At 66.6% G+C, this 19,613-nt stretch carries 17 protein-coding genes; 9 read left to right on the plus strand and 8 right to left on the minus strand.

Annotated features, from left to right (window positions below):
- Positions 1-19 precede the first annotated feature (19 nt).
- Entirely contained in the window at positions 20-859 is an 840-nt protein-coding gene (cobS, locus tag ACQY78_RS15025; RefSeq protein ID WP_428676340.1) for an adenosylcobinamide-GDP ribazoletransferase, read from the minus strand.
- A gap of 54 nt (positions 860-913) precedes the next feature.
- Here cobS and cobT point away from each other — a divergent pair, with 54 nt between their 5' ends.
- The 5 genes from cobT to ACQY78_RS15050 all read left to right on the plus strand — a co-directional run bounded on the left by cobT (position 914) and on the right by ACQY78_RS15050 (position 5,103).
- Positions 914-1,936, plus strand: coding sequence for a nicotinate-nucleotide--dimethylbenzimidazole phosphoribosyltransferase (gene cobT, locus ACQY78_RS15030; RefSeq protein ID WP_428676342.1), 1,023 nt, complete (start codon positions 914-916; stop codon positions 1,934-1,936).
- Positions 1,929-2,390 carry a nuclear transport factor 2 family protein gene (locus tag ACQY78_RS15035; protein WP_428676344.1) on the plus strand — a complete coding sequence of 154 codons (462 nt, stop codon included), beginning with the start codon at positions 1,929-1,931 and terminating at the stop codon, positions 2,388-2,390. The genes cobT and ACQY78_RS15035 overlap by 8 nt, the downstream gene beginning before the upstream one ends.
- A gap of 100 nt (positions 2,391-2,490) precedes the next feature.
- Positions 2,491-3,018, plus strand: coding sequence for a hypothetical protein (locus ACQY78_RS15040; protein WP_428676346.1), 528 nt, complete (start codon positions 2,491-2,493; stop codon positions 3,016-3,018).
- Between the two features lie 106 nt (positions 3,019-3,124).
- The gene (locus ACQY78_RS15045; RefSeq protein WP_428676348.1) at positions 3,125-4,072 is read left to right on the plus strand and encodes an amidohydrolase family protein; all 948 of its coding nucleotides are present in this window, start codon (positions 3,125-3,127) and stop codon (positions 4,070-4,072) included.
- A 41-nt stretch (positions 4,073-4,113) separates the two neighbouring features.
- The gene (locus tag ACQY78_RS15050) at positions 4,114-5,103 is read left to right on the plus strand and encodes a Bug family tripartite tricarboxylate transporter substrate binding protein (RefSeq protein WP_428676350.1); all 990 of its coding nucleotides are present in this window, start codon (positions 4,114-4,116) and stop codon (positions 5,101-5,103) included.
- A 129-nt stretch (positions 5,104-5,232) separates the two neighbouring features.
- Here ACQY78_RS15050 and ACQY78_RS15055 read toward each other — a convergent pair whose 3' ends face one another.
- A complete protein-coding gene (locus ACQY78_RS15055) occupies positions 5,233-6,165 on the minus strand; it encodes an IS110 family transposase (protein WP_428676352.1) in 933 nt (310 codons plus the stop codon).
- A gap of 254 nt (positions 6,166-6,419) precedes the next feature.
- Positions 6,420-8,603, minus strand: a complete 2,184-nt coding sequence (gene katG, locus ACQY78_RS15060; RefSeq protein ID WP_428676354.1) for a catalase/peroxidase HPI — start codon at positions 8,601-8,603, stop codon at positions 6,420-6,422.
- 179 nt (positions 8,604-8,782) lie between these two features.
- Between katG and ACQY78_RS15065 the strand changes: the two genes are divergently transcribed.
- Positions 8,783-10,384, plus strand: a complete 1,602-nt coding sequence (locus tag ACQY78_RS15065) for an ABC transporter substrate-binding protein (RefSeq protein ID WP_428686391.1) — start codon at positions 8,783-8,785, stop codon at positions 10,382-10,384.
- 164 nt (positions 10,385-10,548) lie between these two features.
- Here the strand turns inward: ACQY78_RS15065 and ACQY78_RS15070 are convergent, their stop codons facing one another.
- The 5 genes from ACQY78_RS15070 to ACQY78_RS15090 form a co-directional block, all read right to left on the minus strand.
- Entirely contained in the window at positions 10,549-11,880 is a 1,332-nt protein-coding gene (locus tag ACQY78_RS15070; RefSeq protein ID WP_428676356.1) for an NAD(P)/FAD-dependent oxidoreductase, read from the minus strand.
- 129 nt (positions 11,881-12,009) lie between these two features.
- Positions 12,010-12,801: an ABC transporter permease gene (locus ACQY78_RS15075; protein WP_428676358.1), complete on the minus strand. Its 792-nt coding sequence runs from the start codon at positions 12,799-12,801 to the stop codon at positions 12,010-12,012.
- Positions 12,798-13,607: an ABC transporter permease gene (locus tag ACQY78_RS15080; RefSeq protein WP_428676360.1), complete on the minus strand. Its 810-nt coding sequence runs from the start codon at positions 13,605-13,607 to the stop codon at positions 12,798-12,800. Before ACQY78_RS15080 ends, ACQY78_RS15075 begins: the two co-directional genes overlap by 4 nt.
- Before the next feature lie 123 nt (positions 13,608-13,730).
- A complete protein-coding gene (locus ACQY78_RS15085; RefSeq protein WP_428676362.1) occupies positions 13,731-14,777 on the minus strand; it encodes an ABC transporter ATP-binding protein in 1,047 nt (348 codons plus the stop codon).
- A gap of 6 nt (positions 14,778-14,783) precedes the next feature.
- Complete coding sequence (locus tag ACQY78_RS15090; RefSeq protein WP_428676364.1) at positions 14,784-15,848, minus strand: ABC transporter substrate-binding protein; 1,065 nt, start codon at positions 15,846-15,848, stop codon at positions 14,784-14,786.
- Positions 15,849-16,013: 165 nt separating this feature from the next.
- Here ACQY78_RS15090 and ACQY78_RS15095 point away from each other — a divergent pair, with 165 nt between their 5' ends.
- The 3 genes from ACQY78_RS15095 to ACQY78_RS15105 are packed head-to-tail and all read left to right on the plus strand — an operon-like array spanning position 16,014 to position 19,613.
- Positions 16,014-17,075, plus strand: coding sequence for an extracellular solute-binding protein (locus ACQY78_RS15095; RefSeq protein ID WP_428676365.1), 1,062 nt, complete (start codon positions 16,014-16,016; stop codon positions 17,073-17,075).
- Positions 17,072-18,157, plus strand: a complete 1,086-nt coding sequence (locus ACQY78_RS15100; protein WP_428676367.1) for an ABC transporter ATP-binding protein — start codon at positions 17,072-17,074, stop codon at positions 18,155-18,157. The genes ACQY78_RS15095 and ACQY78_RS15100 overlap by 4 nt, the downstream gene beginning before the upstream one ends.
- Positions 18,158-18,167: 10 nt before the next feature.
- A complete protein-coding gene (locus tag ACQY78_RS15105; RefSeq protein WP_428676369.1) occupies positions 18,168-19,613 on the plus strand; it encodes an amidase in 1,446 nt (481 codons plus the stop codon).

Here is a 19,613-nt window from a genome sequence, read left to right on the forward strand (position 1 = left end):
TCTTTAAGCGGCCGTCTTCTTAGCGGCCGATGAACAGCGCCGCCACCACGAGGAAGACGACCTCCGCCTTCTGCTGCACGGCGCCCAGCGTATCGCCGGTATAGCCGCCGAGCCGCTTGGCGACCCAGTGCGAGGTGAACCAGGCCGAGGCGAGGACGGCAAGCGGCGCCAGGAGGGCCACGAACAGGCCCTTACCCAGCATCAGCAGGAAAGCCAGCCCCGTGCCGATGCCAATGGTGATCCACACGTCGTTGTCAGTCGGCTTGCCCACTGTCGCGCCCAGCCCGTCGGCATGGACCGGCGAAAAAGCCAGCAGCGGATAGGCGAGCACAGCGCGCGACAGCGCGTGGGCCGAAATCAGCACGACGAGTCCGGTCGCGGCGCCGAACTGCGCCAGGCAGGCGACCTTGATCAGCACCGAAAGCGCCAGCGCCAGCACGCCGAACGTGCCGTTGCGGCTGTCGCGCATGATCTCGAGCCGCCGCGCCGGCTCCAGCCCATGCGGCCCCAGCCCGTCGGCGGTATCGGCCAGCCCGTCTTCATGCAGGGCGCGCGTCAGAACGATCGCCGCGCCGACCGCCAGCACCGCCGCCAGCCAGCCCGGCCCGGCAATGCCGCGCACGATCGCAAAGATCAGCCCGGAGGCGAGGCCGATCGCCGCGCCGACCACCGGCAGGACCGGCAGCACGTCGGCGAGCTGCCAGCGCGGCAGACCGACATCGAGCTTCAGGCCCGTGAAGAACGTCATCTGTTCCTTGAAGGCCTGCAGCCATTCGTCGAACGAGGTGGGCCGGGGCGCGCTGCTGCCCCCGCCGCTGAACGAAGACGAAGAGGAGGACGGCTCGTGGGGACTGGTCATGGTCCCGCGAATATAGGATGGTCCGGCCCCTTCCTGAATGCCCCCGGACAAACAATGTCGGCTGCCTCCTTCGATGAAATGCGCCGGATCCTGCGCGAACTGCCGGGACCCGATCTCACCGCCCAGACCGAGGTGGTCCGCCGCCAGGCCGAGCTGACCAAGCCGCCGGGCTCGCTCGGCCGGCTGGAGGAGATCGCCGAATGGCTGGCCTGCTGGCAGGGCCGCGCCCAGCCGCGGGTCGAACGGCCGCGCATCGCGGTGTTCGCCGGCACCCATGGCGTCGCCGCGCGCGGCGTCTCGGCCTATCCGCCCGAAGTCACCCGGCAGATGGTGACGAACTTCACCAACGGCGGCGCCGCCATCAACCAACTGGCCGCGGCGATCGATGCCGACCTGCGCATCTACGAACTCGACCTCGACCATCCGACGGCCGACTTCACGCAGGGGCCGGCGATGGACGAGACGCGCGCCGCCAATGCCATGGCCTACGGCATGATGGCGGCCGAGCCCGGCATCGACGTGATGTGCCTGGGCGAGATGGGCATCGCCAACACGACGGTGGCCTCGACGCTCTGCGCCGCGCTGTTCGGCGGCACCGGCGCCGACTGGGCCGGGCCGGGCACCGGCGTCAGCGGCAAGGCGCTGGCCCACAAGATCGCGGTGATCGACGAGGCGCTGGCCTTCCACAAGGACGCGATCGCCCGCCGCGATCCGCTCGAACTGCTGGCCGCGGTCGGCGGCGAGGAATTCGCGGCCCTGACCGGCGCCATCGTCGCGGCCCGCATGGGCCGCATCCCGGTGCTGCTCGACGGCTTTGCCTGCACCGCCGCCGCCGCGGTGCTGCGCGCGGTCGACCGCCGAGCGCTCGACCATTGCCTGGTCGCCCATCGCTCGGCCGAGCCCGGCCACACCCGCCTGCTCGCCGAACTGGGCCTGCGCCCGCTGTTCGACCTCGACATGCGCCTGGGCGAAGCCTCGGCCGCCGCGCTCGCGGTGCCGCTGCTCAAGGCCGCCGCCGCCTGCCACAACGGCATGGCGACCTTCGCCGAGGCCGGCGTATCCTCGAAGGATGCGTAGACGCACCCTGATCGGAGCGCTCCCGCTCCTCCTGTTGGCCCCTGAGGCCTTCGCCCATCCGCCGCGTCAGCCCGATTCGGCGGAGGCGAAGAAGTTCATCCAGGAAGTCACCGACTTCCGCAGCAAACTCGCGAAGGCGGTCCTCGCCAAGGACTTCGCCGCGATGCGCCCGCTCTACGCCGAGAGCTTCACGCACACGCACGGCTCGGGGAAACTCGACAACAAGGACGCGCGCCTGGTCGCCGCGATGGCAGGCGAGCCGCTGATCGAAGCGGCCCCCGCCACCGACCTCAGCTTCCGTGTCTTCACCGGCCCAACCGTGATCGTCACCGGCAAGAGCCCGATCCTGAACGTGATGGAACAGAAGACCTACGACTTCCGCTGGGTCTCAGTGTACGTGACGGCGCAGGACGGGTGGCAGTTGGCGGTGAGCCAGGCGACGCGGCTCGTCTGACCGCACCGAAAAGCCTCACACCCGAAAGGCATCATCTCGACCCGCCATCGGATGCCCGATAAAGTTGTGGCATGAGAATCCTCCGCCCGTCAGGACAGCGATGAAACTAGCCCTCGCCATCCTCACCGTCCTCGCGATGTTCTCATTCTTCTATTTCTTCGTGGCCTCTGCGGCGGCGATCGTCGGCGCCCGACTGGAGGTGAAGCAGTTTCCTTCCGACAAGTCGTCACTCTTCTTGAGCCTGTGGGGCGGTGGCCCGTACACCGAGCGCGGCAAGGAATTGATGGCGCGCTATTATCGCAACTTCTTCTTCGCCTTCGCTTCCGGAGCCATCATGGTCGTATCGGGTGCGGGCTACGTCCATTTGCGAGACGGCGCAGTCGGACCATCTCCGTTTAAGTCTCCTGCCTTCATCGCGGCGCCAGCTGTTGTGTTTGGCAACGCGCTGATAGCCTTTCTCGGTTGTGCCGTCTGGTTGCTGGTGTGCTTGGCCGGTGCCGCCCTTCGAAAGCGGCGCAGAGAGCCAATGAGCGACGCTCAACGCCGACAGATCGTAAAGAGCTTCCAATGGACAATAGGCTGCTTCGTCATTGCGGCGTTGTCTCTCGTGATAATGCGAAACCAGTAGGAACTATCCGCCAGGCAAATCGGACGTCTCACTCGTGGCTGCCTTCTGTTGACACCGCCATCACCCGCCCGCTTCATCAACACAACAAGAAAGTCGGGCGGAAACAATGGATCTTCTCAAGACCCTGTCGGCGACGGGTGAGCTCGCGACGCCGATCGTCGATGCGCATCATCATCTGTGGGACCTGAAGGCCGGGCACTATCCGACCAAGCAGGATCAGTACGACAAGAACTTCTTCCTCGGCGACTATCGCGCGATCTGTCGCGATTACATGCCATCGGACTATGTCGAGGCGCTAAAGGGTTTTCGCGTCATCGGCAGCGTGCACATCCAGGCGGCGCGCGCGATGGACGAGCAGGTGGCCGAGACCGAATGGCTGGAGACGATGAACGAGCAGTACGGCCTGCCGTCCGTCGTGGTGGGCCACGTCTCGTTCATCCAGCCGGATTGCGCCGCGATCCTGGCAGGCCACGCGAAGTCGCCGCTGATGCGCGGCATCCGCTCGCGGCCCACGACCTCGCCGGGGCCGGGCGCCTCGGTCGCGGGCGCGTCGGGCACGATGCAGGACGATCACTGGCGGCGGAACTTCGCGCTCTTGGAAAAGCACGGCATGTCGTGGGACATGCGCATCCCCTACTGGCACCTCGAGGAAGGCGCCGAGGTCGCGCGGTCCTTTCCGGGCATTCCCATGGTGGTGAACCATACCGGCCTGCCGCTCGATCGCTCGGAGGAAGGGCTGGCGATCTGGCGCAAGGGGCTGGCGGCACTGGCCGACTGCCCGAACGTGGTGATCAAGATCTCCGAGCTCGGCCTGCCGCACGGCACGTGGGACGTGCCGAGCAACATCCGCGTGGTGCGCGAAGTGGCGTCGATCTTCGGGCCGGACCGCATCATCTTCGCCAGCAATCTTCCCGTCGCCAGCCTCAGCACGAACTTCGGCGGCATCGTCGCGGTCATGCGCGAGGCGCTGGCCAAGGAGACGACGGAGACGTTGGGCAAGTTCTTCGCCAGCAACGCCATCCGCTTCTATCGCATTCCCATCCAACTGCCCTGAGAGGCAGGTCGACGTACCAAAGACCAACCGGAGGACGCGCGATGAGCCATCGAGTGACGAGGCGTAACCTGCTGGCCATGACGGCCGGCGGCCTTGCAGCGACGACGGTGCCGCTCGGCGGCGCGAGCGCAAACGATCCGTGGCCGACCAAACCGATCAAGGTGATCATGCCGTTCGGCGCCGGCGGCTCCATGGACACGCTGTCCCGGCTGCTCGCGCCGATCGTGTCGGACACGCTGGGCCAACAGGTCGTCGTCGAGAACCGGCCGGGCGCCACCGGGACGGTGACGATGGCGGCGGTGGCCTCGGCGCCGGCCGATGGTTACACGCTGATGTTCACGGGCAGCAGCTATTCCATCATCGCGCTGTTGATGCCCAACCTGCCCTTCAAGATGGACGCCTTCACGCCGCTGTCGCGGCTCACCGTCGGACCGACGCTGATGGCGGTGCCGGCGCAGCTCGGCATCAAGACCATGGCCGAGTTCGTGGCGGCCGCGAAGAAGCAGCCGGGCAAATGGTCGTACGGCAGTTCGGGGATCGGCACGTCGGTGCATCTGGGTGGCGAGCTGTTCAAGATGGCCGCGGGTGTCGACCTGGTTCACGTGCCCTATAGAGGCACCCCGGCGATCGTCGCCGACCTGCTGGAGAACCGCCTGCAGATGTCGGTGCTGGGCGTGGCCGACTGCCGGCAGTATGTCGCCTCGGGACAGTTGCGCGCGCTCGCGGTCAGCTACACCGAGCGGATGCCGGAATTCCCCGACGTCCCGACCTTCGCGGAAGTGGGCTATCCCAACGTCCGCGCGAGCAACGATTTCGGCATCGCGATCCGGGCCGACACGCCGGCGCCGATCAAGGCGCGGCTGGAGGAAGCCTATCGGGTCGCCGTGCGCCGGCCGGAGATCGTGCAACGCCTCAAGGATTTCGGCCTGATCGTCGTGGCCACTTCGTCGGCCGACTTCGCGCGTGTCCTCGCCGAGGACGCCGCACGCTACAGTGAGGTGATCCGGGCGGCGAACATCAAGCTGGAGTAGACCCACCCACCTCATCCTGAGGAGACGTTCGCAGCACGTCGTCTCGAAGGATGGGCAACAGGCGGGGTGCGGGTGCCGACCCTTCGAGACGCACTGCTACGCAGTGCTCCTCAGCGACTGTGTCTGAGGTCAAGCGTTTTGCCATGGTGTCCTGTCTCTGAGGATGGCGTTGAGGATGACAAGAAGTTTGCGGGCGACGGCGATGGTGGCGACCATCTTGGTCTTACCGGCGGCGATGAGGCGCTCGTAGAAGGTTTTCAAGGGTGGGTTCCAGCGCTTGGCGACTTGGGCGCCAATGAAGAGGGCCGTTCGGACCACCGCCCGTCCGCCCCCGATGCGGGCCTTGCCCTTCCAGAGACCGGACTGGCGTGTGTAGGGAGCCAGGCCGGCAAGCGCTGCAATTTTTTTATGATCGAGCCGCCCCAACTCGGGCAGTTCGGCCAGCAAGGTCCTGGCGATGATCGAGCCAATGCCTGGCACCGATGCCAGCAGGTCTTCCTTCTCCCGCCACAGCGGTGAACCGCGCACGGCGCCATCGATGTCATGGTCGATAGTGCCGAGTTCGCGCTCAAGAGCCTTCAACAATCGCTCGATGCTCTTGCGCACGCGCGGCGGCTCGGTGCGATACAGGCGCTGACGTTCGGACGCAATCATCTCGACGATCTGGCGCCGGCGCGCCATCAGATCGGAAAGCAGGCGAGCGGCCCCATCGGGCAGCAGCCGGATCTGGGGCCGGGTGGCCTCGGCGAAGCGGGCGATGACCGACGCGTCGATCGGATCGGTCTTGGCACGCTGTCCCAGCGCCTGGGCAAAGGCCCGGACCTGTGCCGGATTGACGATCACCACAGGCATGCCGTGGTCCGAGAGGGTCGCGGCGACGAGGGTCTCGTAGCCGCCAGTGGCTTCGACCGCCACGAGGTCCACCGTGTCGCCCAGGCGGCGGCACAGCTCGACGAGGCCTGTTGCGTCGCGGGAAACCGCAAAGGCCTCCTGCGACGGCAGGACATGCACATCCAGTCGGTCCTTCGACACGTCGATGCCGACAATGCGACGGTGTTCCATGGCAACCCTTCCTTGCGAAAGCGAGCTCGCGATGCGGCCCACGCGACTGTTCGGGTTCGCTGGAACGACGGACGGGCGACCTTGCTGAGGAACGAGCTTCGACGCCCCGGGGTGAGTCGGTCTACCCGCCGCCACCGCGCCGGCTAGTCTAGCCGATCCGGCAGACGCCGACTTACAAGGGTGAGGCCGTTGTTAAAATAGAACGCCCGCCATGGCTCTCGCCGGGCGGGCTTTCCGTTTTCAGATAACGCGGCTCAGACGTGGAGGTCGAAGCGGTCGAGGTTCATGACCTTGGTCCAGGCGGCGACGAAGTCCTTCACGAACTTCTCCTTCGCATCGGACTGGGCGTAGACCTCGGCCAGGGCGCGGAGCTGGCTGTGCGAGCCGAAGATCAGGTCGACGCGCGTGCCGGTCCACTTCACGGCACCGGACGTGCGGTCGCGGCCCTCGTAGACGCCGTCCTCGCCGGCCACCGGCTTCCACTCGGTCGCCATGTCGAGCAGGTTGACGAAGAAGTCGTTGCTGAGAGTCTCGGTCTTCGCGGTGAAGACGCCATGCTTCGAATTGCCCGTGTTGGCGCCCAGCATGCGCAGGCCGCCGACCAGGACCGTCATCTCGGGCGCGGTCAGGGTGAGACGCTGGGCGCGATCGACCAGCCGCTCCTCAGACGATTGCGGCATCTTCGTTCCGACGAAGTTGCGGAAGCCGTCGGCCGTCGGCTCCAGCGGTTCGAAGGAGTGCACGTCGGTCTGCTCCTGCGAGGCATCCATGCGGCCCGGTGTGAAGGGGACCTTCACGTCCTGGCCGGCGGCCTTCGCCGCCTTCTCGATGCCGACGACACCGCCCAGCACGATCAGGTCGGCCAGCGAGACCTTCTTGTCGCCCGAAGCGGAGGCATTGAACTCGGCCTGGATCGCTTCGAGCTTCGCCAGGACCGTGGCGAGTGCGGCCGGCTGGTTGACCACCCAGTCCTTCTGCGGCGCGAGGCGAATGCGGGCGCCATTGGCGCCGCCGCGCTTGTCGGCGCCGCGGAAGGTGGCGGCCGAGGCCCAGGCCGTCGTCACGAGCTGCGACACGGTGAGGCCGGAGGCGAGCAGCTTGGCCTTCAGCGACTCGATCTCGGCGTCGCCGACCAGCGGATGGTCGACCGCCGGGATCGGGTCCTGCCAGATCAGATGCTCCTTCGCCACGAGCGGGCCGAGGTAGCGCGCGATCGGGCCCATGTCGCGGTGCGTGAGCTTGTACCAGGCCCGCGCGAAGGCATCGGCGAACTGGTCGGGATGCTCGAAGAAGCGCCGCGAGATCTTCTCGTAGGCCGGATCGAAGCGCAGCGACAGGTCGGTGGTCAGCATGGTCGGCAGGCGACGCTTCGAGGGGTCGGCCGGGTCGGCCGGATCAGGCACGGTCGCCTGGGCGTTCTTCGCCGTCCACTGATGGGCGCCGGCCGGGCTCTTGGTCAGCTCCCATTCATGGCCGAACAGGCTCTCGAAGAAGTTGTTGCTCCACTTGGTCGGCGTCGTGGTCCAGGTGACTTCGAGGCCGCTGCCGATCTGGTCGGCGCCCTTGCCCGAGCGGAAGCTGCTCTTCCAGCCCAGACCCTGCTGCTCGATCGGCGCGGCTTCCGGTTCCGGCCCGACCAGGGCGGCGTCGCCGGCGCCGTGGGTCTTGCCGAAGGTGTGGCCGCCGGCGATCAGCGCCACCGTCTCCTCGTCGTCCATCGCCATGCGCGCGAAGGTCTCGCGGATGTCGCGCGCCGCCGCCAACGGATCGGGATTGCCGTTGGGCCCTTCGGGATTGACGTAGATCAGGCCCATCTGCACGGCGCCCAGCGAGCCCTGGAGCTGGCGATCGCCGCTGTAGCGCTCGTCGGCCAGCCACTTGCCCTCGGGGCCCCAGTAGATGTCCTGCTCGGGCTCCCAGGTGTCGGCCCGGCCGCCGCCGAATCCGAAGGTCTTGAAGCCCATCGATTCCAGCGCGACGTTGCCGGTGAGGATCAACAGGTCGGCCCAGGAGATCTTCGCGCCGTATTTCTGCTTGATCGGCCAGAGCAGCCGGCGCGCCTTGTCGAGATTGACGTTGTCGGGCCAGGAATTCAGCGGGGCGAAGCGCTGCTGGCCGCCGCCGGCGCCGCCGCGGCCGTCACCGACGCGATAGGTGCCGGCGCTGTGCCAGGCCATGCGAATGAAGAACGGGCCGTAATGGCCGAAGTCGGCCGGCCACCAGTCCTGAGAATCGGTCATCAGGGCGCGCAGGTCGGCGATCACCGCCTCGAGGTCGAGGCTCTTGAACGCCTTGGCGTAGTCGAAGGCCGCGCCCATCGGATTGGAGAGCGGGGAGTGCTGGTGCAGGACCTGCAGGTCGAGCTGGTTGGGCCACCAGTCACGGTTCGTATGCCCCTTGGGTGCACCGCTGAAAGGGCATTTGCTCTCGGTCGTCATCGTCCATCCCTCATGTTCTAGGCTCGCGAGCTTAGTTTAGAACGATTCTAAATTAGAAGTCACGTTCTTTGTCGAACCGACGCACTTTCGGACGGGCGGGAGGGAGGCGCCACCTATCCTTTGGCATGGTTCTGGCCTCTGCCGAGGCAACGACCTCAAGGAAAGCAGGGACCTTCGTGATGATTCTCGCCAAAAAAGCCGTTCTGGGCACCGTCGCCCTTCTGGCATCGCTGGCCGCGACCCCGGTACTGGCGCAGGGCACGCTGCGCATCGGCATGACCGCATCGGACATTCCGCTGACCACCGGCCAGACCGACCAGGGCGGCGAAGGCATGCGGTTCATGGGCTACACGCTCTATGACGGGCTGATCAATTGGGACCTGTCCTCGGCCGACAAGGCCTCGGTGCTGGTGCCCGGCCTCGCCACCTCGTGGAAGGTCGACGAGGCCGATCCGACGCGCTGGACCTTCACCCTGCGCGACGGCGTGAAGTTCCACGACGGCAGCGACTTCAAGGCCGACGCCGTGGTCTGGAACCTCGAGAAGCTGCTGAACGACAAGTCCCCGCAGTTCGACCCGAAACAGGCGGCGCAGGGCCGCTCGCGCATTCCCGCGGTCGCCTCCTACAAGGTGATCGACGACAAGACGGTCGAGATCACGACCAAGACGCCCGACGCCTTCCTGCCCTACCAGATCTCCTGGGTGATGATGTCGAGCCCGGCGCAGTGGGAGAAGGTCGGCAAGGACTGGAACAAGTTCGCGCAGACGCCGTCGGGCACCGGCCCGTGGAAGCTCACGGCCTTCCAGCCGCAGACCCGCGCCGAGCTGTCGCCCAACAAGGACTATTGGGACAAGGCGCGCGTGCCGAAGCTCGACAAGATGGTGCTGCTGCCGATCCCCGAGCCCGCGACCCGCACGGCGGCGCTGCGTTCGGGCCAGGTCGACTGGATCGAGGCGCCCTCGCCCGACGCGATCCCCAGCCTGGAAAAGGCCGGATTCAAGCTCATCAGCAACGCCTATCCGCACAACTGGACCTGGCACCTCTCCTTCGCCGACGGCTCGCCCTGGAAGGACATCCGCGTGCGCAAGGCCGCCAACCTCGCCGTCGACCGCGAGGGTCTGAAGGTGCTGCTGAAGGGCATGATGATCCCGGCCAAGGGCTTCCTCACGCCGGGCAGCCAGTGGTTCGGCAGTCCGAGCTTCGACGTGAAGTTCGACCCCGAGGCGGCCAAGAAGCTGCTGGCCGAGGCCGGCTTCAGCAAGGCCAAGCCGGTGACCGCGAAGGTGCTGATCTCGAGCTCGGGCTCGGGCCAGATGCTGCCGTTGCCGATGAACGAGTACATCCAGCAGAACCTGGCCGATGTCGGCATCAAGATCGAGTTCGAGGTCGCCGAGTGGAACACGCTGATCAACCTGTGGCGGGCCGGCGCGAAGTCGGACATGACCAAGGGCGCCAGCGCGCTGAACTTCAGCTACTTCATCCAGGACCCGTTCACCGCCTTCATCCGCCATCTCGATTCGAAGCTGGTGGCGCCCAACGGCACCAACTGGGGCTTCTACCAGGACCCCGGCATGGACGCGTTGCTTGAGAAGGCACGCACGACCTTCGACCAGAAGGCGCAGGACGAGGCGCTGAAGAAGGTCCACGAGAAGATCGTCGACGACGCGCTGTTCCTGTTCGTGACGCACGACGTGGCGCCGCGCGCTTTGTCGCCCAAGGTCACGGGCTTCATCCAGGCCCAGAACTGGTTCCAGGACTTCTCGCCGATCACGATGAAGTAGAAAGAGGCTCCATAGGAGCGCCCGAAAACACACGACCTCATCCTGAGGAGGTCGCGGAGCGACCGTCTCGAAGGATGGGCAACAGACGTGGTGCTCGTGTCCACCCTTCGAGACGCACCGCTACGCGGTGCCCCTCAGGGCGAGGTCTTATTGTTTGAACTGCTTTAAGCCCGCACCCGGTCCCACCAGTCGCGGGTGCGGTACCAGGCACCGACGAAGGGCAGCACCCATTCGGGGTTGCCGCTGTAGAAGGGCACGGTCGGGAAATCCTGGCCGTCAAAGGCATTGACCGGGGCGTTCGAGCCGCCGGCAATCTTCCGCGCCGTCTGGTAGCCGAGATAGGACATCATCGCGACGCCCGAACCGTTACACGCCATCAGATAGTGCATGCCCTGCTCCATGCCCATGTGCGGCAGGAAGTCGAAGGCGAAGGCAACATTGCCGGTCCAGGCATGGGTCACCTTCACGCCCTTGAGCTGCGGCCAGCGCTCCAGCATGTAGCCGTGCAGCACCGGTGCGCTGACCTCCGGCGTCACTTGGGTGAAGCGGGCGCGGCCGCCGAAGATCACGCGCTTGTTGTCGGGCGACTGGCGATAGTAGCAGAGCACCCGCTTGGTATCGGAGACGACGCGGTTCTTCGGGATCAGGCTCTGCACCAGATCCTCGGGCAGCTCCTCGGTCGCGATGATGTGGCTGGCGACCGGCACCAGCTTGCGCCGCAGGGTGGGGGTGAGTTCGGTCGTATAGCCGTTGGTCGCGATCACCACCTCGCGCGCCTCGATCGGCCCCTTGCTGGTGAGAACCCTGAACCCGCCCGGCTTGCGCTCGATCTTCTCGGCATCGCAGTTGGCGCAGAGCGTTGCGCCGGCACGGTGCGCGGCCTTCAGCAGGCCGCCGTAATAGAGTGCGGGATGGAGCTGGCCGGTGCGTTCCACGACCATGCCGCCATAGTAGTAATCCGAGGCGATCTCCTCGCGCTGACGCTCGCGCGGGATCATGTAGGTGCCCAGCGCCGCCTGCTCGTTGTAGGTCGCGACCTTGGCCTGCTGTTCGGCGAAGTGGCGCGGCGTGTAGGCACCGCTGAAGCGGCCATTCATGCGCCAGAAGCACTCGATGCCTTCGCGCTGGATCACCGTCTCGACCTGGCTCAATGAATCGGCGGCGTCGCTCAGCATGCGCGCCATCACCTTCTTCCAGGCCTCCGGATCGCCGCCGACGCCCTTGCCGGAGAAGCCCTTGCCCATGGTCGTGCCGCCGCTGACGCCACCGCCGTTGCGGGTCGAGGCGCCGACGCCGAAATCGCCGCGCTCCAGCACCGTGACGTCGACGCCCGAGCGCGCCAGCTCGAGCCCGGTCGACAGGCCGCCATAGCCGGCGCCGATCACCAGCACGTCGGTCTTGAGCGGCGGATCCTGGCTCAGCTCGTTGGAGGGATGCCACCATTCCCACCACCAGGGCGTGGCCTTGAAATCCTTGTGGAAGACGCTGTCGGCCATCACCTGCTCCTTGGCCCATCCTTCGAGACGCGGTCCTTCGGACCGCTCCTCAGGATGAGGGTTTCACTACACTCCCACCTCACCCTGAGGAGGCCGCACCGCGGCCGTCTCGAAGGGTCGGCAACATCGTCATCTCGCACTATCCTTGAGGCCCCGGCCGAAGCGGCCGATCAGCACCAGCACGACCGACACCAGCAGGATCTGCATCACCGACACGGCGGCGATGGTCGGGTCGATCTCCATCATGATGTTGTCGAACATCTTCTTGGGCAGGGTCATGTTGGCGCCGGCCAGGAACAGCGCCACCACGACCTCGTCGAACGAGGAGATGAACGCCAGCAGCCCGGCCGAGACGAGGCTGGGGCGCAGCAGCGGCAGGGTGATTCGCGCCAGCGTGCGCCAGCGGCTGGCGCCCAGCCCCTCGGCGGCCTGTTCCAGCGAGCGGTCGAAGTCGCGCAGGCCGGCGCCGATCACCAGCACCACGAAGGGCAGCGCCAGCACCGTGTGGGCGATCACCAGCCCGTACCAGCTGCCGATCAGCTTCAGCTTGGCGAACAGGCCATAGACCGCCACCGAGAGGATGATGGTCGGCACGATCACCGGCGCGAGCGCCAGCCGGTCGATCAGGATGCGGCCGAAGAATTTTCCGCGCACCAGGGCGAAGGCGAGCGGCACGCCCAGCAGCAGGGCGAAGACCGCCGTCGCGCTGCCGATGTAGAGTGAGCGCCAGGTCGCATCGATCCATTGCGGATCGTCGAGATAGCGCTCGTACCACTGCCACGAGAGACCGGGTGGCGGGAACTGCATGTAGGGCGCCGACGACAGCGAGATCGGGAAGACGACCAGCAGCGGCAGCATCAGGAAGAAGTAGATGAGGCCGCAGGACACGACGAGGAGACGGCGGCCGGGCGTTCGGGTCATCGCGCCGCCTCCGTCCGCGTGAAGCGCTGGGCCAGCGCATAGACGGCGAAGGTGAAGACCAGCAGCACCGCCGAAAGGGCGGCGGCAAACGGCCAGTTCAGCGCCTCGCGCACCTGCTGCTCGATCAACACGGCGATCATCATGACCCGGCCACCGCCCAGCAGCGCCGGGGTGATGAAGAAGCCCAGCGACAGCACGAACACCAGCACCGAGCCCGCGAATATGCCGTTCAGGGTGAGCGGCAGGTAGATGCGCCGGAAGATCGCGAAGCTCGACGCGCCGAGGCCCGCAGCCGCCGCCGGGATGGCGGGATCGACCTTGCGGACGGCGCCGTAGATCGGCAGCACCATGTAGGGCAGCAGCACATGCACCATGCCGATCAGTACGCCGGTGAAATTGTGCAGCAGCGGGATCGGATCGCTGATGATGCCCGCTTCCATCAAGGTGCGGTTGAAGACGCCGTTGCGGCCCAGCAGCACCATCCAGGCATAGGTGCGCACCAGCACCGAGGTCCACAGGGGCAGCAGGACGAAGATGAAGCCCGCTGTCGCCCAGAAGGGCGTAGTCGTGGCCATCAGGAAGCCCAGCGGATAGCCCAGCAGGAGGCAGAAGAAGGTGACCAGCAGCGCGATCTCGAAGGTGTTCCAGAAGACGCGCAGATAGAGCTGTTCGCCCAGCGCCTTGGCGTACCAGTCGAGCGTCCCGCCTTCGAGGCTGAAGCCCAGCATGCGCACGACCGGGAACAGGAAGAAGATGAAGAGCAGGATCAGCGCCGGCAGCGCCGGGAGGAAGCCGCGGCTGGTCACGACATAGCCCTCATCCTGAGGAGGCGCGCAGCGCCGTCTCGAAGGATGGGAACGAGCACCACGTCCGTGGCCCATCCTTCGAGACGCATCGCTTCGCGATGCTCCTCAGGATGAGGCTGGGGTTCAGAACACATGGATCGACTCGGGCTCGATGCCGACGGTCACGCGCGTGCCGGCGGCGGGCAGCGTGCCGCGCGCGGGCTGGCGCACCAGCAGCTCGAGGCCGCCTTCGCAGGCGAGCCGCAGCTTGAACGACGTGCCGAGATAGACCGATTCGATCACCTCGCCGGTGAAGGCGTTGGTGCCCGTCGGCGCGAAGCGTTCGGGGCGCATCAGCACGCCGACCTTGCTTCCGGCAGGTTTGTCGCCGCGCACCTGCAGCGTACGCCCGCCGTCGAGCGTGACCGTGCCCGGTCCGCTCATCGTGCCGTGGAAGATGTTGCTCTCGCCCACGAAGTCGGCGACGAAATCGTTGGCCGGCCGCTCGTAGATCTCCGTCGTCGTGGCGATCTGCTGGATCGTGCCCTTGTTCATCACCGCGATGCGGTCGGAGAGGACCAGCGCCTCCTCCTGGTCGTGGGTGATGAAGATGGTGGTGAGGCCGAGACGGCGCTGCAGGCGGCGCACTTCGAGCTGCATGGTCTCGCGCAGCTTGCGGTCGAGCGCCCCGAACGGCTCGTCCAGCAGCAGAAGCCGCGGGTTGAAGACGATGGCGCGCGCCAGCGCCACCCTCTGCTGCTGGCCGCCGGACAGCTGCCGCGGCAGCCGCGCCTCGTAGCCCTTGAGTTCGACCATCGCCAACGCCTCGGCGACGCGACGCTCGATCTCCGGCTTGGCGACGTTGCGCATCTCAAGCGGGAAGGCGACGTTGGCCGCGACGCTGAGATGCGGAAACAGCGCATAGTTCTGGAACACCATGCCGATGTCCCGCCGGGCCGGCGGCAGCGAGGTGATGTCGGCGCCGCCCACCGTCACGCGGCCGGCGTCGGGTGTTTCGAAGCCCGCCACGACCTTGAGCAAGGTCGTTTTCCCTGAGCCGCTCGGCCCGAGGATGGTCAGCAGCTCCCCCTGGGCCACCTGCAGGGAGACGTGATCGAGGGCGACCACCTCTCCGAAACGCCTGGCCACGCCCTCGATGAGAAGGTCGGCCGATCCCCCGCTTTTACTCAACGGAGGTCAGCCCTTCTTCAGCATCCAGGCGTTCCACAGTTCGGCCGCCTTGGTGCCGTTCTCGGCATACCATTCGTCGCTGACCCAGAACTGCTGGTCGAGATAGGCCGTCGGCAGGAACGGCTTCACCTTCGGATCGACGAAGTTCAGCGATTCGAGGTTGAGACCGGGATAGCCGAGCTCGGAGGCATAGACCGCCTGCTGCTGCGGCACCGCGAGTTCGGCCAGCATCTTGTTGGCCCAGTAGGGGCTCTTGGCGCCGCGCGGAATGGCGAAGCTGCCCTGCTTCAGCGCGCCCTCGTTCCATTCGATGCCGACCGGCGCACCCTTCTTGATGATGTCGTAGAAGCGGCCGTTCCAGCCGGTCGCCAGCACCACTTCCTTGTCGAGCAGGAGCTGGGCGGGCTGCTGGCCGGTCGACCACCAGACGGTGATGTGCGGCTTGATCTGGTCGAGCTTCTTGAACGCCCGGTCGAAGTCGATCGGATAGATCTTGTCCTTCGGCACGCCGTCGGCGATCAGCGCGAATTCGAGATTGTCGGTCGGATGGTTGCGCATCGAGCGCGCGCCCGGGAACTTCTTCACGTCCCACCAGTCGGCCCAGCTCTTGGGCTGGCTGCCGTTCTTGAACACGTCGTTCCGGAACCCGATGATGGTCGTATAGACCGACGAGGCGAACACGTAGGGGTTCTGCGCCGAGGGCGGATACTTGGAGCGGTCGACGACCTTCGGGTCGATCTTGTCCAGCAGGTTGGCCTTGCTGGCCCGGATCGCATCCTGGCCGCCGATCTCAGTGAGGTCCCATTCGACGTTGCCGGAATCGACCATAGCGCGGAGCTTGCCGAAATCGACCGGACTCGTCTCGACGACCTTGATTCCGTACTTCTTTTCGAAGCCGTTGAAGAAGGCCTTGCGCATGGCCGAGCCCATCGACCCGCCGGAATGATTGACGACGAGCTGGGCGGGCTTGGCCGGCTCTGCCTGCGCGAAGGCAGGCCCGGCGGCGCCGACCGCGGCGGCGCCTCCCAGCAGCGAGAGAGCGTGGCGGCGATGCAGGCGCTTCATATCCATGGCGTGTCCCCTCCGAAATCCCCACGCGACTGTACGAGCGGTATCTGCACGGAGCAACAACCAACACCATAACCTCCGGGAATGAACAGCGGGGACGAATGAATTTCTCGCGCGCTGCAGGATGCGCCTAACGTTGTCAAAACGGGACAACGGCGGGGGCCAGCGATGATGAACCGATTGAAGGCATTGGCGTGCGGCGCGATCCTCGCCTGCACAGGCGTGGTCGCCGGCGCGGGTGGTGCGGTGGCCCAGGAACTCACCATGGCGGTGTGGGGCGGCGGCGGCGCCAACACCTGGCGCGAAGCCTTCATCAAGCAATTCAACCCGGGCAACGGCTCCACCATCAAGATGGTCGAGGTGCCGAACCCGGCGGGGGCGCTGCGTTCTCCCGCCGCGGCCGGCCAGTACAATCTGGCGCTGGTCACCTATTTCGAGGCGATCGCGCTCTCCAATGCGGGCCTCATCGAAAGCTTCGACGACAAGCAGCTCCCGGGAATCGCCGATGTCGATCCGAAGTTCCTGACCAAGGACAAAGCCGGCCGCCATGTCGGCCTGCCGGCCTACTTCACCTACTACGGGATCGCCTACAACACCGACCTCGCCAAGGCCGAGGACTTCGCCTCCTGGCAGGGGCTGGCCGACCCGAAGTGGAAGGGCAAGCTGTCGCTGACCCGGCCGGTCTATCTCGCCCCCTACGACGCGGTGATCATGGCCAAGGCGATGGGCGGCAGCGAGAAGGACATCGCTCCGGGCTTCAAGCTGCTCGAGAAGATCGTGCCGAACGTACTGGCGACCTACACGTCGCTCGCCCACATGAACACGCTGCTGACGCGCGGCGAGGTGGCGGCCGTGCCCTTCTATGCCTCGCGCATCTGGGCCCTGCGCCGCCAGGGCGCGTCCAACGTGGGCATCGCGATTCCCAAGGAGGGTGCGCTGATGCTGCCCTATGTCGTGGTGATCCCGAAGGGGGCCAAGAACCAGGACAAGTCGCTGATCTGGATGAACTACATTGCCGGCGCCGAGCCGCAGCTGCGCGCCGCGCTGCTCGACGGGTGGCTTCCGATGAACTCCAAGGTCAAGCTGCCTGAGGACCTCCAGAAGACGCTGGGCCAGCCTTACGAGCAGATCGTGAAGTCGCTCTACTCGCCCGACTGGCGCATCGTCGTGGAGCACAACGAGGCGCGGGTCGATCGCGCCGAGAAGCTCATGTCCGGCGTCAGGCAGTGAGCCGCGGAACGATCTCGATCACGGGTGTCGGCAAGGAGTTCGGCACCGCGACGGTGCTGCATGCGGTGGATCTCTCGATCGAGGGCGGCAGCTTCGTCACCCTGCTTGGCCCCTCGGGCTGCGGCAAGACCACCCTGCTGCGCCTGATCGCGGGTTTCCTCGAACCCAGCCGCGGCACCATCGCCATCGACGGCGCGTCCATGCAGGGCGTACCGCCGCGGCGGCGCCCGCTCGGCATGGTGTTCCAGAACCTGGCGCTGTTCCCGCATCTCGACGTTTTCGAGAACGTGGCCTACGGCATGCGGATCCGCGGCACGGCTGCGTCCGAGATCGCAAGCCGCGTCTCACGCTTCCTGGGTCTCGTCGGCCTGGCCGGCTTCGAGCGGCGGCGCATCGGACAACTCTCCGGCGGGCAGAAGCAGCGCGTGGCGCTGGCGCGCTCGCTGGCGCTCGAACCCGCGATCCTGCTGCTCGACGAGCCGCTGAGCGCGCTCGATCTGCAGCTTCGCCGCCAGCTGCAGGTCGAACTCAAGTCGATCCAGCGCCAGCTCGCCACGACCTTCGTGTTCGTCACGCACGACCAGGAAGAGGCGACGATGCTCTCCGACACGATCGTCGTGATGAACGGCGGACACGTGCAGCAGGTCGGCACGCCCGGCGAGATCTATCGCCGCCCGGCCTCCCCCTTCGTCGCGCGCTTCGTCGGCGACATCAACATGATGGATGGCCGCATCGAGGCGGTCGATGCCATGTCGGTCGCGGTCTCCATCGCCGGCAGAACGATCTCCGTTCCCCGCTCGTCCGTCGTCGGCACCGCATCGGTGGGTCGTGCCTGCCAGCTCGCCTGCCGACCCGAGTCGGTGCGGCTGGGCGGAACACAGGCGGGCGCGCTGTCGCTCGAGGCCCGCGTTTCGGCATTGCATCGTCTCGGCCCCACCGTGAAGGCCGTGCTCGACACGCCGCTGGGGCCGCTCACGGCGCTGACCTTGGCCGACACGCCGCACATGGCGGAACTCATCGAAGGAAAGACGGCGCACCTCTCGGTTCCGTCGGACACATTCACGCTCTTCGCCTCAACCTGAAAGAACGATCATGCCCGCTCAGGATTTCGCCGGCCGCACCGTCGCAGACCACGTAGAAGCCTTCACCTCCGGCAAGGTTGCCGCACGCGACATCGTCGAGGGGCTGCTGGAGCGCACGAAGAAGGCCGAGCCCTTCAACCCGATCGCCACGCTCGATACGGACGGCGCCCGCGCCGCCGCCGACGCCCTCGACGCGCGGCGCAAGAAGGGCGGGTCGTTTGGCGCCCTGGCCGCCGTGCCGGTCTCCGCCAAGGACCTGATCCTGACCAAGGGCCTGCGCACCGCCTTCGCCTCGGTCACCATGAAGGACAACGTCCCGTCGATCGACGCCGAGGCCATCGCCCAGTGGCGCGGCGCCGATGCCGTCCTGTTCGCCAAGACCACGACGCCGGAGTTCGGCCACAAGGTTCTGACCGACAGCCCGCTGCACGGCATCACGCGCAACCCCTGGAACCGCGAGCATACGAGCGGCGGTTCGAGCGGCGGCGCGGCCGTCTCGGTGGCGCTGGGCCTCGGTCCGATCGCCATGTCGACGGACGGGGCGGGTTCGGGCCGCATTCCCGCCGCCTGCTGCGGCGTCTACGGGCTGAAGGCCACCCTGGGCCGCGTGCCGCACGAAGTGCCGCCCGACCAGTTCGGCCAGCTCACCTATCTCGGCGTCATGGCGCGCCATCCGGGCGATCTCGGCGCCGGCCTCGCCTCGATGTCGCGCGGCCATCGCGACGATCCCTGGACGCTCGCCATCGGCCGCGAGCCCTTCGCCTGGCCCGACGAATCCGGCGAACATCCGATCGGCGGCCGGCGCATCACCGTCATCCGCCGCATGACCGGCGGCTATCTCGATCCCGAGACCGAAGCCCGTCTCGACGCGGCCATCGCCTTCCTCGAACGGCAGGGCGCCCACATCAAGGAAATGGACGGGCGCGAGATCGACTGGAAGCTCGACGTGGCGCGCATCATCCTGCGCGCCAACCAGATCGAACGCTTCGCCGACATCCTGAAGAATCGCCGCGGCGACCTCGATCCGTCCTTCGCCAAGACATTGGACGAAGGCAATGCCGTCGACGTGGTGGCACTGCGCCGCGCACTGGTCGACCGCACCACCGCCTTCAAGTCGGTGCAGCGCCTGTTCGCCGATTGCGACCTGCTGCTCACGCCGACCGTCGCGACGCCGGCGCCGCTTGCCAGCCAGAACCAGTTCGAGCCGTTGGTGGTCGACGGCAAGCCGCTCGGCGACCTGCGATCCGCCTGGTACACCTACACGATCCCCTTCAACATGACGGGCCATCCGGCGATCTCGATCCCCTTCGGCCATTCGAAGGCGGGCCTGCCCATCGGCATCCAGTTCGTGGCGCCGTGGTATGGCGAGGCTCATCTCATCAAGCTCGCCGAGACGTTCGATGCCGAGACCGGCGCCTCGGCGGCGTTTCCGCCGGGCTTCGCAGCCGGCGCCTGA

The organism is Reyranella sp., assembly GCF_965279625.1.
Lineage (GTDB): Bacteria > Pseudomonadota > Alphaproteobacteria > Reyranellales > Reyranellaceae > Reyranella.

Bases quoted from the DNA above. Each gene is read 5' to 3' on its own strand.
- cobS (WP_428676340.1), bottom strand. From the start codon at position 859: ATGACCAGTCCCCACGAGCCGTCCTCCTCTTCGTCTTCGTTCAGCGGC.
- cobT (WP_428676342.1), top strand. From the start codon at position 914: ATGTCGGCTGCCTCCTTCGATGAAATGCGCCGGATCCTGCGCGAACTG.
- ACQY78_RS15035 (WP_428676344.1), top strand. From the start codon at position 1,929: ATGCGTAGACGCACCCTGATCGGAGCGCTCCCGCTCCTCCTGTTGGCC.
- ACQY78_RS15040 (WP_428676346.1), top strand. From the start codon at position 2,491: ATGAAACTAGCCCTCGCCATCCTCACCGTCCTCGCGATGTTCTCATTC.
- ACQY78_RS15045 (WP_428676348.1), top strand. From the start codon at position 3,125: ATGGATCTTCTCAAGACCCTGTCGGCGACGGGTGAGCTCGCGACGCCG.
- ACQY78_RS15050 (WP_428676350.1), top strand. From the start codon at position 4,114: ATGAGCCATCGAGTGACGAGGCGTAACCTGCTGGCCATGACGGCCGGC.
- ACQY78_RS15055 (WP_428676352.1), bottom strand. From the start codon at position 6,165: ATGGAACACCGTCGCATTGTCGGCATCGACGTGTCGAAGGACCGACTG.
- katG (WP_428676354.1), bottom strand. From the start codon at position 8,603: ATGACGACCGAGAGCAAATGCCCTTTCAGCGGTGCACCCAAGGGGCAT.
- ACQY78_RS15065 (WP_428686391.1), top strand. From the start codon at position 8,783: ATGATTCTCGCCAAAAAAGCCGTTCTGGGCACCGTCGCCCTTCTGGCA.
- ACQY78_RS15070 (WP_428676356.1), bottom strand. From the start codon at position 11,880: ATGGCCGACAGCGTCTTCCACAAGGATTTCAAGGCCACGCCCTGGTGG.
- ACQY78_RS15075 (WP_428676358.1), bottom strand. From the start codon at position 12,801: ATGACCCGAACGCCCGGCCGCCGTCTCCTCGTCGTGTCCTGCGGCCTC.
- ACQY78_RS15090 (WP_428676364.1), bottom strand. From the start codon at position 15,848: ATGGATATGAAGCGCCTGCATCGCCGCCACGCTCTCTCGCTGCTGGGA.
- ACQY78_RS15095 (WP_428676365.1), top strand. From the start codon at position 16,014: ATGATGAACCGATTGAAGGCATTGGCGTGCGGCGCGATCCTCGCCTGC.
- ACQY78_RS15105 (WP_428676369.1), top strand. From the start codon at position 18,168: ATGCCCGCTCAGGATTTCGCCGGCCGCACCGTCGCAGACCACGTAGAA.